Annotated in this window: 12 protein-coding genes; 10 read left to right on the top strand and 2 right to left on the bottom strand. The window is 65.2% G+C overall.

The window, feature by feature from the left end; genetic code table 11:
- The first annotated feature begins 7 nt into the window (after positions 1-7).
- Positions 8-1,717: a dihydroxy-acid dehydratase gene (locus RBB84_RS19990; protein WP_247848149.1), complete on the top strand. Its 1,710-nt coding sequence runs from the start codon at positions 8-10 to the stop codon at positions 1,715-1,717.
- On the top strand, positions 1,717-3,075 hold the full coding sequence (locus RBB84_RS19985) for an alpha-hydroxy acid oxidase (RefSeq protein WP_019290711.1): 1,359 nt from the start codon (positions 1,717-1,719) through the stop codon (positions 3,073-3,075). Before RBB84_RS19990 ends, RBB84_RS19985 begins: the two co-directional genes overlap by 1 nt.
- A gap of 143 nt (positions 3,076-3,218) precedes the next feature.
- Here the strand turns inward: RBB84_RS19985 and RBB84_RS19980 are convergent, their stop codons facing one another.
- Positions 3,219-4,718 (bottom strand): AMP-binding protein, encoded by a 1,500-nt coding sequence (locus RBB84_RS19980; RefSeq protein WP_033097498.1) that lies wholly within the window; start codon positions 4,716-4,718, stop codon positions 3,219-3,221.
- Between the two features lie 243 nt (positions 4,719-4,961).
- Positions 4,962-5,438, bottom strand: a complete 477-nt coding sequence (locus tag RBB84_RS19975) for a MaoC family dehydratase (protein ID WP_033097497.1) — start codon at positions 5,436-5,438, stop codon at positions 4,962-4,964.
- Between the two features lie 228 nt (positions 5,439-5,666).
- Between RBB84_RS19975 and RBB84_RS19970 the strand changes: the two genes are divergently transcribed.
- The 8 genes from RBB84_RS19970 (at position 5,667) to RBB84_RS19935 (ending at position 14,765) form a co-directional block, all read left to right on the top strand.
- A complete protein-coding gene (locus RBB84_RS19970) occupies positions 5,667-6,482 on the top strand; it encodes an SDR family oxidoreductase (RefSeq protein WP_230824881.1) in 816 nt (271 codons plus the stop codon).
- Positions 6,483-6,547: 65 nt separating this feature from the next.
- On the top strand, positions 6,548-7,774 hold the full coding sequence (locus RBB84_RS19965; RefSeq protein WP_019290707.1) for an acyl-CoA dehydrogenase family protein: 1,227 nt from the start codon (positions 6,548-6,550) through the stop codon (positions 7,772-7,774).
- A 2-nt stretch (positions 7,775-7,776) separates the two neighbouring features.
- Positions 7,777-8,559 (top strand): SDR family oxidoreductase, encoded by a 783-nt coding sequence (locus RBB84_RS19960; protein WP_033097495.1) that lies wholly within the window; start codon positions 7,777-7,779, stop codon positions 8,557-8,559.
- The gene (locus RBB84_RS19955) at positions 8,552-9,595 is read left to right on the top strand and encodes a phosphotransferase family protein (protein ID WP_350246627.1); all 1,044 of its coding nucleotides are present in this window, start codon (positions 8,552-8,554) and stop codon (positions 9,593-9,595) included. Before RBB84_RS19960 ends, RBB84_RS19955 begins: the two co-directional genes overlap by 8 nt.
- Before the next feature lie 180 nt (positions 9,596-9,775).
- Positions 9,776-10,759 (top strand): NADPH:quinone oxidoreductase family protein, encoded by a 984-nt coding sequence (locus RBB84_RS19950; RefSeq protein WP_019290704.1) that lies wholly within the window; start codon positions 9,776-9,778, stop codon positions 10,757-10,759.
- A gap of 213 nt (positions 10,760-10,972) precedes the next feature.
- Positions 10,973-12,361: an MFS transporter gene (locus RBB84_RS19945; RefSeq protein ID WP_019290703.1), complete on the top strand. Its 1,389-nt coding sequence runs from the start codon at positions 10,973-10,975 to the stop codon at positions 12,359-12,361.
- 50 nt (positions 12,362-12,411) lie between these two features.
- The gene (locus tag RBB84_RS19940) at positions 12,412-13,059 is read left to right on the top strand and encodes a TetR/AcrR family transcriptional regulator (RefSeq protein ID WP_254583425.1); all 648 of its coding nucleotides are present in this window, start codon (positions 12,412-12,414) and stop codon (positions 13,057-13,059) included.
- A gap of 2 nt (positions 13,060-13,061) precedes the next feature.
- The gene (locus RBB84_RS19935; protein ID WP_252173352.1) at positions 13,062-14,765 is read left to right on the top strand and encodes an AMP-binding protein; all 1,704 of its coding nucleotides are present in this window, start codon (positions 13,062-13,064) and stop codon (positions 14,763-14,765) included.
- Positions 14,766-14,767 lie beyond the last annotated feature (2 nt).

Genomic DNA, 14,767 nt, shown 5'->3' with positions numbered 1-14,767 from the left:
GAATGCCATGTCTGATTACAGGTCTCGGATCGTCACCCAAGGTGTGGAGCGGGCGCTGCACCGCTACCAACTGCGGTCGACCGGCCTCGACGACCAGGCGATCGAGCAGCCGTTCGTCGGTGTCGCTCATACGCTGGGCGAGGTCAGCCCCTGCTCGCAGTCGCTGAAGTCACAGGTCGACGCCGCGAAGCTCGGTATCGAGGTCGGCGGCGGCACAGCGCGGGAGTTCTCCACGATCTCGGTGTCCGACGTCCTCACCCAGAACCACGAGGGCATGCGGTACTCGCTCATGTCGCGGGAGGCCATCGCGGATTCAGTGGAGATCGTGATGCGCGCTCAGCAGTACGATGCCCTCGTCGGCGTGGGGGCGTGCGACAAGACGATCCCGGGCATGCTCATGGCGATGGTGCGGCTGAACGTGCCGAGTCTGTTCCTGCACGGCGGAACGATGCTGCTCGGGTTCGTCGGTGGCAAGCCCACCAACCCCTTAGCGGTCCTCGAAGGCGTCGGAAAGGTCCAGGCGGGTCTGATGAGTGCCGACGAGTTGGAAAACATGGCGCGCGAGATCCAGTCGACCGTCGGCTCCTGTCCCGGCCAGTTCTCGTCCGGCACCGGCGGTGCCTATGCGGAGGTCCTGGGGCTGGCCCCGCTGGGGACCACCACCATCCCCGCCGCGTACACCGAGCGCCAGGCAGTGGCGCGCCGCGCCGGTGAGCAGTTGATGGAGAATCTGCGACGAGGTGGCCCGTTGCCGCGCGAGGTGGTGACCCGACGCAGTCTCGAGAACGCGGCTGCAGTGGTGGCCGCCACCGGCGGCACGACGAACGCGGCACTGCACCTGCCCGCCATTGCCCACGAAGCCGGAATCGACTTCCGGATGAAAGATCTGGCAGAGGTCTTCCACCGCACGCCGCACATCGCCGCGCTTACTCCCGGCGGCCCGTACGTGCCGCACGACCTGCACCAGGTGGGGGGAGTTCCCGTGGTACTCAAGGCGTTGCTGGACGGCGGCTACCTCCACGGTGACGCATTGGCGTTCGACGGGCGGACGCTCGCCGCCGCACTTGCTGAGGTGGCAGAACCCGATGGTGATGTGGTGCGCCGCACCGACGACCCGATCCGTGCGTCCGGCGGATTGGTCGTCCTGACCGGAAGTCTCGCCCCGGACGGCGCGGTGATCAAGGTGTCGGCGGCCCCCAGCCTGTCGTTCGAGGGCACTGCCCGGGTCTTCGAGCACGAGCAGGACGCATATCGCGCGGTCCGGCGGCGCGAGTACTCCGAGGGTGATGTCCTCGTTATCCGTAACGAGGGCCCCAAGGGCGGTCCGGGCATGCGGGAGATGTTGAGCGTGACGTCGGCGATTGTCGGTCAGGGGATGGCGGAGAAGACGGCGCTGGTAACCGACGGGCGGTTCTCCGGGGGAACCCGCGGGCTGTGTGTCGGTCACGTGTGCCCGGAGGCCGCCGACGGTGGTCCGATCGCGCTAGTCGAGAACGGCGATCGCATTCGTATCGACGCGGTGGCCGGCACGATCGACCTCCTTGTCGACGACGAAGAACTGGAGCGTCGTCGACGCGAGCTGACTCCGCGGGTCCGCGAAACGGCCTTGGCCGGAGTATCCGAGAAGTACGCGCGGTTGGTGGGCTCCGCGGACAGGGGAGCGGTTACTCACAGCGGCAACCTGCATTGGGCGGTCGAAACGCCTGCGGACGAGTGATGCATCGCAGCTTGATCTTCTTGGACAACTGGATTGGAAAGAAGGCACCTTCCGACATGGTGACGAAAATGCGCACTGCCCTGAAAAATGTTCCTTACCTGTGGAGCATGTTGGATCTGCGCATCCCGCCTGCCGACCCCATCGAACGAGTCCTCAACAAGTGCGTGACGATCGAGGACCTCAGGGACGCGGCGCGGGTGCGTGCTCCCCGCCCGGTCTTCGACTTCGTCGACGGGGCCGCCGGCACCGAACGTAGTTCGGCGCGGGCACTCGAGGCGTTCGATCGGGTGTACAACCACCCTGGACCCGTCGGCGCCACCGCCGGCATCGATGTCGATCTGTCGGTCGAGGTCTTCGGCAAGCGCCAGGCGATGCCACTCGTCCTCGGCCCTACCGGGTTTACGCGGCTTTCGCACTCAACTGGTGAGCTGGCAGTGGCGAGGGCTGCCGGTGCTGCCGGAATTCCCTACACGTTGTCCACACCGGCCACATATTCCATAGAGGATGTCGCCGGAATCGACCCGCGGCCCGATTTGTGGTTTCAACTGTATGTATTGCGTGACCGTGCACTGACGCTCGACTTGTTGCACCGGGCCGAAATAGCGGGGTACCGCGTTCTGGTGCTCACGGTGGATACACCTGTCGCTGGGGACCGACGTCGTGACAGCCGGAACGGATTCACCATCCCCGCGAAGGTTCGATTCGGGAACATGCTTCGAATGGCGCGACACCCCGGATGGATCAAAGGGGTGGCGACATCGGAGCCGCTCGACCTGGCGTCCTTTCCGTTGACCGGGCAAGGCGATATATGGTCGCGCATGAAAGCGGTCACGGACTCGAATTTCGGGTTCGACGAGATCTCGTGGGTTCGGGAGGTGTGGGACGGGCCTCTCGTCGTCAAGGGGCTACTCGATCCACAGCTCGCGCGCCGGGCGGTTGACCTCGGCGCCGACGGTGTTGTCGTCTCGAACCACGGGGGCCGCCAGCTCGACCGGACCGTCGCACCTCTCGACGCGCTCGGGCCAGTGCTTGACGCCGTCGGTGCGGACGCGTCGGTATTTCTCGACGGTGGGGTACGTGAGGGCGCCGATATCGCTGCCGCCGTTGCCTTCGGTGCCACCGCTGTCCTGGTCGGCCGCTCGTACCTGTACGGCCTCATGGCGGCCGGGGAGCGTGGGGTTCAGCACGCGATCGACATTTTCCGTACCGGTCTCGACCACCACCTTCGGCTCCTCGGCGTCGATGCAGTGATGAAGTTGGACCAACGCCACGCCTCCTTGGCACCGAGCCCCCTCGGAGACGCGGTATGGTCTCGCTTCGACCCGGCCCCACTCCGGGTTGTCCCGCAGACCCCGTAGACGCAGTAGTTCGGCGATCCCCTGATCTCACAGGATCTCCGACGCTGAAGTCGCCGAAACCACCTACACCGCTCCGGGCTCCCGGCGTTGAGGCGCTGACTTCCCGCTGTCGACGTCAACGTCGAGAGTCCGGTACGACTCGTCTATGCGTTTGCGGCCCGCAACTCATCGCGGTCGATGTTGCGCTTGAGGATCTTGCCCGTCGAGCCCTTGGGAAGTTGCTCGACGAACCGGACGATGCGCGGAACCTTGTATGCGGACAGCTTCTTCCGGGACCACTCGGTGACCTCGGACTCGGTGAGGTCGGAACCGGGCTTGCGGGTGATGACGGCGGCGACCTCCTCGCCGTAATGATCGTCGGGGACACCGACCACAGCCGCCTCGACGATGTCGGGATGCTGGTAGAGCACCTCTTCGACCTCGCCCGGGTAGACGTTGTACCCGCCGCGGATGATCAGATCCTTGAGACGGTCCACGATGCGCAGGTCGCCCTCGTCGTCGAACTCACCGAGGTCGCCGGTGCGGAACCAACCGTCCTCGGTCGATACCGCGGCGGTCGCGTCGGGCCGGTTCCAGTAGCCCTTCATGACGGTGTCGCCCTTGATGTAGATCTCTCCGACGGTGCCCGCAGGACAGGGTGCGCCCTCGGGATCGCGGACCTCGACCTGCAGTCGCGGCACGGCACTGCCGGTATAACCGATCTTGCCGCCGCGTTCGATGTCGTTGAATGTGCCCAGTGCGGTGGTCTCGGTCAGGCCATAACCTTCGAGAATGGTGCAGCCGAAACGGGCTTCGAATGCGCGCGCGATCTCGCCCGGTAGTGAAGCACCACCGGACACCGCGACGCGGAGATGGGCGAAGTCGGCGGCGTCGGCGTCCCCCGCGGAGTGCAGCATGGCATTCCACATCGTCGGCACTCCGCACATGACGGTCAGTTCGTCCCGGCGCATCATGTCGATCATGCCGTCGGGAGTGAATCTGCTCAGCAGCGACAGCGAACCGCCGCTGGTGAACGCGGCCATCATGACCGACGCCTGCCCGAACACATGGAACAGGGGGAGGCCGGTGCCGACGCGGTCGATGGAGGTACTACCTGCGGCGGCTGCGCCGATCTCTCCCGCTGCCAGCAGGTTACCGACGGAAAGTTGTGCACCCTTGGGTTTTCCGGTAGTTCCGGAGGTGTAGAGGATGGCTGCAGTAGCGTCGGGTTCGAGGTCCGCGACATCCGCGATCGGCTCGGCGGTGCAGTCCCCGCCGGGCTCGAGAGCCCGATACGCGATACCGACGGTCGTGGCGGCATCGGCGGCGGCAGGTCCCAGCTCGTGTCGGCCGACGACAAGTGCAGCCCCCGAATCGGTAATGTAGTACTCGATCTCCTCGGCAGTGGACATGGTGTTCACAGGAACCACCACGGCGCCTATCGCCTGAATTCCCATATATGCCACGACGAATTCGGGTGACGACGGAGCCAGAAGGAGGACCCGGTCGCCCGCGGAAATACCACCGTTGCGCAGCATGCCGGCATATCGGAGGCACTTCTGTTCCAGCGCAGTATAAGTCCACGGACCGGTCTCGGTTCGTAGGGCGACGGCATCGTCGGCTCGTGCGGCATGACGGGTAATCGGATCGAGCAGGTTGGGCATCTGGTGTCCGCCTTCCGGGTACGAGGGGATGTGTGACGGGGATCTCACTCGATCACAACTTGAATCCGACGTCAATATGCCGATCCGGATGTCGGTGGGTTCCCCGGACTTCGGGGGTGATGTCGGCCGCATGCCGCGTAGCGACGTGGCCGTTGTGCGTTGCACCGTGAACGAGCGGTAAAAGGTACGTGCTGAAAGACTTTGCGCGGTCGAGGTTCTCCCGCCTGCAGGGAGCCGGCCGGATCAATCTCCGGCGACGACGCGCGCGATCGACTCGGCGACCATGACCGGCTTGTCGGAACCTTCCCGCTCGATGATCTGTGTGGTCGTGACCTGGACGTCACCGGCGACCTCGTTCACGGAGGCAACCGTGACGCGCATACGGATCCGAGAGCCGACCGGAACCGGAGCGGGGAAACGGACCTTGTTGTAGCCGTAGTTCAGACCGTGCGCGAAACCGTCGAATGCAAGCAATCGGCCGGACAGGTATGGACCCAGCGAAAGGCTGAACAACCCGTGCGCGATGGTGCTACCCAACGGGCTCGCCGCGGCTCTCTCGGGGTCGATATGGATCCACTGATGGTCGCCGGTCGCGTCGGCAAAAGCGTTCACGCGCTCCTGGGTGATCTCGTACCACTCGGTCGGTCCGAGTTCTTTTCCGATGAGCGCAGCGAGATCGGCAGCCGTACTCGGGCGGACGGGAAGGGTGGTCGTGTCCATGTTTCTCCCTGACGCAGGTCGACAGTGTGCAGATCGCGGGGATGGCGCCAGAATTCGACGAGAACGCACAGGGTTGAACTTGACGCCGGATTCAACTATACATGAGGGAAGAGAGATGCATCACATCCGGATGCTCCGAAGGCCCAGCGGGTCGGCCAGGGCCGACCCGCTGGGCGTAGCCGGTGCGGGACCGGCACGAGAATCCATCGACACGAAAGCGGGCCGGGAGTGCAGGTTGCAGGCAAAGTAGCTGTCGTCACCGGGGGCGGCGGGGGGATCGGGGGCGCGATCGCACGGGCGCTCGTCGACGAGGGTGCGCGGGTCGTCGTCGCCGACCTCGATGCCGCAGCCGCTGGGACCGTTGTCGACAAGATCGTCGCCGATCATCCGGGTGCCGCGGTCGCCGCCGACGGTGACGTCTCGAAGACCGAGATCATCACCGATCTGATCACGCTGGCGGAGAAGGAATTCGGTCCGGTCGACCTCTACTTCGCAAACGCCGGCATCACGGGGACGCCGGGACTCGGAGCCGACGACGCCGCATGGGACCTGTCGCTCGATGTGAACCTGCGCGCCCACATCCGCGCCGCGCAACTACTGGTACCGGGATGGGTCGAGCGCGGCGAGGGTTATTTCGTCAGCACTGCTTCCGCTGCCGGACTACTCACGCAGGTCGGTTCGGCCACCTACTCAGTGACCAAGCATGCAGCAGTCGGTTTCGCCGAATGGCTCAGCGTCACCTACGGCGACCGAGGCGTGAAAGTCAGCTGCCTGTGCCCGCAGGGCGTCAACACCAAGCTTCTGTTCCCGGACGACAGTGCACCGGACGGCCTGGCGGATATCGGGGCGAAGGCAGTCACCACTGCCGGGGAAATCCTCGAACCTGCCCAAGTCGCTGCGGACGTCCTCGCCGCGATCGACGACGAGCGTTTCCTCGTCCTGCCGCATCCCCAGGTCCTCGACATGTACCGCCGTAAGGGCGCCGACTACGACCGATGGTTGCGCGGCATGCGCCGCTACCAGGCGTCCCTCCAGGAGGGCTGACATCGGGCCGGCCCTTCCCGAACGAGCTTGTTCACCGAATCCCATGCCACCATCAGGAGCGTCACATGTCCCTGTTCGACCTTTCGGAGCACGCCCAGCGGTTGCAGAAGGAACTGCTGGATTTCATGGACATGCATGTGTATCCGGCCGAGGCCGTGTACGACGAACAGATGCGCGCGTCCGGTGATCCACACTTCCAGCCGCCGATTCTCGAAGAGCTCAAGGCCGAGGCGAAAAGGCGGGGTCTGTGGAACCTCTTCCACCCCCATCCCGGCACCGGCGGTGGCCTGACGAACCTCGAGTACGCTCCACTGGCAGAGATCATGGGTCGCAGCCACATCGCGTCCGAGGCATGCAACTGCAACGCCCCCGACACCGGCAACATGGAGGTGCTCGAACTCTTCGGCACCGAGGAGCATCGGGAGAAGTACCTGAAGCCGCTGCTCGACGGCACGATGGCTTCCGCATTCGCCATGACCGAGCCGGCCGTCGCCAGCTCCGACGCGACCAACGTCGAGCTGTCGATGGTCAAGGACGGCGACGATTACATCCTCAACGGACGGAAATGGTTCGCCTCCAACGCTCTTCACAAGAACTGCAAAGTGATGATCGTGATGGGCAAAACGGATCCGTCTGCGCCGCCCCACCGGCAGCAATCGATGATGGTGGTGCCGATCGACGCGCCGGGAGTCACCGTGATGCGCGGACTGCCGGTATTCGGTTACCAGGACCGCGAGGGACATGCGGAGATCGACTTCAAGGACGTCCGGGTGCCTTCGAAGGACCTGCTGAAAGGGGAAGGTGAGGGCTTCGCGATCAGCCAGGCCCGTCTCGGGCCGGGACGTATCCACCACTGCATGCGTTCCATCGGAATGGCCGAGCGTGCATTGGCCCTGATGTGCGCACGCGCCCAGTCGCGCGTGACCTTCGGTAAGCCGGTCGCCGACAACGCCAACATCCAGGACTGGATCGCGGAGGCACGCATCGAGATCGAGATGATCCGTCTGCTCACCCTCAAGGCCGCCTACCTCATGGACACGGTCGGCAACAAGGAGACACAGACCGAGATCGCTGCGATCAAGGTTGCGGCTCCGACGATCGCACTGAAGATCGTCGACCGAGCCATCCAGGTACACGGCGGCGGGGGAGTCACCGACGACTTCCCGCTCGCGATGGCCTACGCCCATCTGCGTACCCTGCGTCTGGCCGACGGCCCCGACGAGGTGCATAAACGCGCCATCGCCCGACGCGAGCTGCGGCAGTACCGTGACCTGCGACCGGAAGGCCACTGAACATGATCACCGTCGACCTGACCGGCAGGACCGCCATCGTCACCGGCGCGTCCCGGGGCATCGGGATGGCCGCGGCGCAGGCCCTGGCGACCGCGGGCGCCGCCGTGGTGCTCACCTCCCGCAAGCAGGACGCCGCCGACGCCGCCGCCGCGCAGATCACCGGCAACGCGATCGGTGTCGGCGCACACGCCGTGGGGGAGGACCAAGCACGCCGCTGCATCGATATCACACTCGAAAAGTTCGGTAGCGTCGACATTCTCGTCAACAACGCGGGAACCAACCCGGCCTACGGACCGATGATCGCGCAGGATCACGGCCGGTTCGCGAAGACGATGGACGTGAACCTGTGGGCGCCGCTGCTGTGGACGAGGCTGGCCACCGAAGCGTGGATGGGCGAACACGGTGGGTCCGTGATCAACACCGCCTCGATCGGCGGTCTCGGTCACGAGGCCGACATCGGCTTGTACAACGTGTCGAAGGCAGCGTTGATCTACCTGACCAAGCAGCTCGCTCTGGAGTTGTCACCTGCGATCCGCGTCAACGCTGTCGCGCCCGGTGTCGTGCGGACCAAACTCGCCGAAGCGCTGTGGAAAGAACACGAGAACGAGGTATCGGGGGCGACGGCCCTGGCTCGGATCGGTGAACCCGAGGACATCGCCTCGGCAATTGCCTTCCTCGCCTCCGACGCAGCCGCGTGGATCACCGGTGAAACGATGGTCATCGACGGTGGCCAGCGGCTCGGCGATGCCCGTGCCTACCGGAAGGGAGCGTCGCTCGGTGTCTGAGGCAGTGCGGCGGGAGATCCTCGGGGTGGATCCGGCCGCGGTCACCCGCTGGTTCGGCGAGTTGGGCATCGACATCACCGGCGAACTGTCGTTCGACCGCATCGGCCTCGGTCAGTCCAATCTCACGTATCTGGTGCGCGACGACGGCGGCCGACGGTGGGTGCTGCGTCGCCCGCCGCTCGGCCACCTACTGGCCTCTGCGCACGACGTCGCCCGCGAGGCACGGATCATGTCGGCGCTCGAACACACGGACGTGCCTGTGCCGCGGATCTTCGGTGTCGCCCAGGACGCTGCGATATCGGACGTGCCACTGGTGCTGATGGAGTTCATCGACGGCATGGTCGTGGACACGATGGAAGTCGCAGAGTCGCTGACGCCGCAGCGGCGCCGCGAGATCGCGGTGGCACTACCCCGCACGCTCGTCGAGATCCACGCGGTGGACCTGGCGCATGTAGGGCTGGACGATCTGGCCAGTCACAAACCCTATGCGGCGCGGCAGCTCAAGCGCTGGTCCGGTCAATGGGAGCAGTCGAAGACCCGGGAACTACCGGAGCTCGACGACCTCACCCGGAGACTGATCGCCGCGATACCCGAACAGACCGAGATCTCGCTCGTACACGGCGACTTCCACTTGCGCAACGTGATCGTCTCCCGCGACACCGGCGACGTGATCGGCGCGCTGGACTGGGAGCTGTCGACTCTCGGCGACCCGTTGGCGGATATGGGATCGTTGCTCGCCTACTGGCCGCAGCCCGGTGAGACCACCGGGGGTGATTTCCCGGCCTCGACGCTCGAGGGATTCCCGAACCGTGACGAACTCGCCCGGATCTACCTCGACGCAAGCGGGCGGGACCCGCAGGCGTTGAAGTTCTGGCACGTCCTCGGATTGTGGAAGGTGGCGATCATCGCCGAGGGCGTGATGCGCCGGGCCATGGACACGCCGGCCAACAGGGCAGCCGCGGGCACCCCCACCGTGGAACGGATCGACGCACTCGTGCACAAGGCACGTGAGATAGCGGCCGCAGCCGGCATCTGATGCCGTAGCGGCGCGCTCGGACATCACGAAGACGTCGAGAACTCGTGACGGACGAGACGGCCATTGCCGCTTCCGGCACCGCAGGACAACAGGCACCCCGCGATCACTGCGACGCGCAGCCGCCCCGTAGGCGGCCCGGACCGGGCACCACCATCCATCGGCACCAGTTGAGGAGAACAGATGAAGGCTTGGCGTGTGAGCCAACTCGGAGAGCCCCGCGCTGTCCTGAAACTCGAGGACGTCGCAGAACCCACCGCCGGTGACGGCCAGGTACTGGTGAAGGTGCTGGCCGTGCCGGCGAACTTCCCCGATGTCCTGCTGTGCAGGGGCAAGTACCAGATCACGCCGCCGCTGCCGTTCACACCGGGTGTCGAACTGTGCGGTGAAGTCGTTGCAGTGGGAGAAGGTGTCACTCGCGCCGCGCTCGGTGATCGGGTCGTCGGAACGCCGGTACTGCCGCACGGCGGATTCGCGGAGTACGCAGTAATGGAGCAAGCCAACGTGTTTCCCGCGCCCGAAGCGCTGGACGACGCTGCGAACGCCGCGCTGACCATCGGATATCAGACAGCCTGGTTCGCATTGCACCGCCGCACGCAGATCGCCGCGGGCGACTATCTGCTCGTGCATGCGGCTGCCGGTGGAGTCGGCAGCGCGGCCGTGCAGCTCGGTAAGGCCGCGGGTGCGACCGTCATCGGTGTCGTCGGCGGGCAGGAGAAGGCCGCCTATGCCAAGGAGCTCGGTGCCGATCTCGTGATCGACCGGCACACCGAGGATTTCGTGCCGATCGTGAAGGATTTCACCGGTGGGCACGGTGCGGACATCGTGTTCGATCCGGTCGGCGGGGACGCGTACGCCGGCTCGGCCAAGTGCATCGCTTTCGAGGGCCGCATCGTCGTCATCGGTTTCGCGGGTGGCACCATCCCCCAACCGGCGCTCAACCACGCGCTGATCAAGAACTACTCGATCGTCGGCCTGCACTGGGGTCTCTATCAATCGAAGAACCCGGCCGTGACCGACGTGTGCCACGCCGAACTGACCCGGCTCGCCGACGAGGGGTTGCTCGTCCCGCTGATCGGCGAACACCTCTCTCTGGGTGATGTGTCGGACGGGGTGGGTCGACTCGGCGACGGTACGACAGTGGGCCGTCTCGTCTTCCAACCCTGATCCGACCGGGAAGTCGGGCCGATACGGCCGGAAACCGTTGAGCGCCCTCGTTTGCCGAGATCTCCGAGCGGGGAAAGCGCATCGGTGACGCGACGGCCCGACCGCGTCCCGACATGTTCACGGCAGCAGGAAAACGCATGCTCACACGCTTGACATGAACGTCAATGTAAAGCAGCCTGTGTGCGGTATCACATCGAGAACTGGAGATGATTCATGACACGAACAATTCCGGCGGACAAGGCCTCGGAACGACAGAGTCGCCGGTCTCATCGCAAGCTTCTGGGCGCCGGGCTGATCGGCAGCTCGATCGAGTGGTACGACTTCTTCATCTACGGCACCGCAGCGGCGCTGGTGTTTCCGAAGATCTTCTTCCCGGACACGTCGGCCATGGTGGGTACTCTGCTGGCATTCAGCACCTTCGCGGTCGGTTTCGTCGCCCGCCCTCTGGGCGGGATTATCGCCGGCCACTACGGAGACAAGATCGGCCGCAAGCCGATGGTGCTCATCTGCTTGATCACGATGGGTATCGCAACTTTCGCGATCGGCTGCCTGCCGTCGGCGAGCGTGATGGGTATCGCCGCGCCGATACTGCTGGTGACCCTACGATTCGTCCAAGGTCTGGCCTGCGGCGGCCAATGGGGCGGAATCGTCCTGCTGCTCACCGAATCGACCGGCCCGAAGAAGCGTGGTTTTGCCGGTACGTTCGGCCAGATGGGCGTTCCCCTCGGCCTGGCCCTGGGCAACCTCGCGATGATCCTCGCCAATTCGGTCATGTCGGATGCGGCATTCCTCAGCTGGGGTTGGCGGATCCCGTTCTGGGCCAGCGCGCTGCTCTTCCCGGTCGTGCTCTACATCCACACTCGTGTGGAGGACTCCGCGGAGTTCCGCCAGCTGCAGGCCGAAGTCGAAAGCAAGCGCAACACGGAGGAGCACATCGCGCAGGCTCCGCTCGCGGAGGCCGTTCGTGTGCACTGGCGGATGATCCTGCTGGGGGCAGGCCTGCTGGCCGCCACCAATTCGGCGTTCTACGTCTCGATCGCCGGATTCCTCAGCTACGGCACCCAGCCGGCTGCGCAGGGAGGCCTGGGGATGAGCCGGAATGTGATCCTGGTGTGCATTCTGTCCACCTCGGTGCTCATGCCGATCGTGATCATGCTGGCAGGCAAATTCTCCGATTCCGTCGGCCGCCGACCGTTGATCCTCGTCGGCGCCGCTCTTCTGATGGCGTGGGCCTTCCCCTTCTTCTGGCTCGCGAATTCGGCCTCGGGTCCGTTGTTGTTCATCGCCATGGTCGTCAGCAGCGTCGGGCAGGCACTCACCTACGGGCCTCTCGCTGCCTTCATGGGTGAGTTGTTCGAGCCGCGGGTGCGCTACTCGGGTGCATCCCTGGCCTACCAACTCGCGGCCGTGGCGGTTTCCGGAGTCGCGCCGCTGGTGATGACCTGGATCGTGGCCGAAACCGCGTCGACGGTAGGTGTGTCGATCTACATCGGGGCGATGGCGGCGGTCACTCTGGTGTGCGCCTGGCTTCTCCCGGAGACCAACCACAGGGTCGTGCGAGAAGATCCGGATGCCGTCCCCGGCATTCGTGTCGCCGCGTGATCCCTGCCGACGTCCTTGAAGGCGAGCCCGTGCCCCAGCAGACTCTGTGCGTGAGCAACGTACAGGATCATGCCCGTGCCAGGCGTAAGGATGCCGGAGGCGAACGCCGCAACCAGCTTCTCTCCGCTGCCGCCGAATGCTTCGACGAGGTGGGGGTCGGGGCCGTCACCGTGGAGATGATCGCCGCCCGTGCACACACGTCACGCCCGACGTTCTATGCCTACTTCCGCTCCAAGGAGGAGATCTTCCTGGCGGTGGTCGAGAAGATCGCCGATGAACTGACGGAGGCGCAGTTCCTCGAAGGTATCGAGACGGCTGCACCGGCCGAAGTGCTCGCCGCCACCACACGGGCGTATGCCGAGGTCATCTTCACCCACGGAGGGCTGGTCGGGCTCATCGATGTCGCCGCTTCGGTGAACCCGGAGGTCGAGGCCATCTGGGGCAGCGTGCGCCGCCGCACCATGCGGCGATTCGCCAACTACCTCAATGGTCTCGACTCCGACCTGATCGACCCGGCAGTCGCACCCGAGCGACTGGTACTGATGATCGCCGACTCGATCCACTATGGCGCGAAGCGATTGGTACACAGCTCGCCGGAGGAGAAGCAGCAGTTCATCGCCGATCAAATCCTCCTCACCGAACGGCTGGTCGGTATCGGCGCCCGCCCCGCTCGGGACACACACTCCGAAGAAAGGTGACCATGTCCGACCGTATCGAGTCCGCGCTGGCCCAGATTCGCGCCCTACAGGAGAAGAACTGGCCGGCGCAGGTACCGCGTGAATTCACCTATCCGGCGGGCACACCGGCGCTCGCCGAGCACCTGCGACATTGGGCGCGCGAGCGTCCGGACACCGTCGCCATCTCTTTCTACGGTCGCGACATCACCTACGCCGCCTACGACGAGATGTCCGACAGATTCGCCGGGTGGCTCACGTCCATCGGCGTGCAGCCCGGGCAACGCGTCGGAGTGCACCTGGGCAACTGCCCGCAGTTCCACATCGCGATGCTCGGGATCCTCAAGGTCGGCGCCGTACATGTTCCGATCAATCCGCTGTTCAAGGGACACGAACTGCGCCACGAACTCGACGATGCCGGCGTCAGGACGCTGCTCACGCAGACGGACCTGCGCGAGCTGGTCGAGACGGTGCGTGCCGACACGCCGGTGCAGACCGTCGTGACAACGGCACTGGGAGATCTCCTTGAGGCTGCACCGACAGTTCCGGTTCCGTTCGACCCCGACGACCGGGAAGGGTCGGATTGGGCCGACCTGATGGCGGCGCCTCGCCACGTCGGCGGACCGAGCGACCCCGATGCGCTCGCCGCGCTGAACTACACCGGCGGAACCACGGGGATGCCCAAAGGCTGCGAGCACACACAGCGTCACATGGCCTACACCGCTGCAACTGTCACGATGTCCGGTGGGCGGATCCCCGGGGATCCCGACTGTGTGAGCCTGAACTTCCTGCCCGTCTTCTGGATCGCGGGGGAGGACTTCGGCATCCTCAAACCGCTGATCAACGGCCAAACCGTGGTGCTGATGACGCGGTGGGATCCGACGGCTGCAGCGGCATTGATCGCCGAGCACAAGGTCACCGACACCGTCGCAACCGTCGACAGTTACCTCGAGATGATGAACCGGCCCGATTTCGACGGCGCCGACTTCACGTCTTTGCACAATCCCCTCGCCGTCTCCTTCGTCACCAAGCTCTCGCCGGAGATCCGGCGCCTGTGGCGGGAGGCTACGGGTGGTGTGCTGCGCGAAGCGTCGTACGGCATGACCGAAACACACACCGGTGACACCTTCACGCTGGGTTTTCAGGACGAGGACCACGACCTGCACGCCGAACCCGTGTTCTGCGGATTTCCGGTGCCGGGTACCGACATTCTCATCGTCGACGAGCAGGGCGTGTCGGTGCCTGTTGGGGAAAGTGGCGAGATCATCGTGCGCAGCCCCTCGATTCTCACGGCCTATTACGGACGTCCCGACGCGACAGCCGAGTCGATTCGTGATGGCTGGTTGTACACCGGCGACATCGGTCGTATCGACGAGCGCGGAGCGCTGCACTACCTCGCGCGCACGAAGGAAATGATCAAGATCAACGGAATGAGCGTGTTTCCCACCGAGGTCGAGTCGTTGCTGATGTTGCACGCCGGAGTCGAGTCGGTGTCGGTGGTCCCGCGTCCGGACCCCGAGCGAGGACAGGTTCCGGTGGCGTTCGTCGTACCGGCCGACGACAGCGTGACCGAAGAAGCGCTCACGGCCTGGGCCCGCGAGAACATGGCCCGCTACAAGGTGCCGGACATCCTGCTCGTCGCCGAGATGCCGATGACGGCCACCGGCAAGATCCGCAAGGGCGTGCTGCTCGAGCGCGCCGCAGAACTGAAGCCCGGAACGGAGTCCTGACC

Origin of the sequence: Rhodococcus sp. D-6 (genome assembly GCF_040256695.1) — a bacterium.
GTDB lineage: Bacteria > Actinomycetota > Actinomycetes > Mycobacteriales > Mycobacteriaceae > Rhodococcus > Rhodococcus pyridinivorans.
The sequence above is the reverse complement of the archived record's forward strand: the minus strand, read 5'-3'. Positions and strand labels throughout refer to the sequence as shown.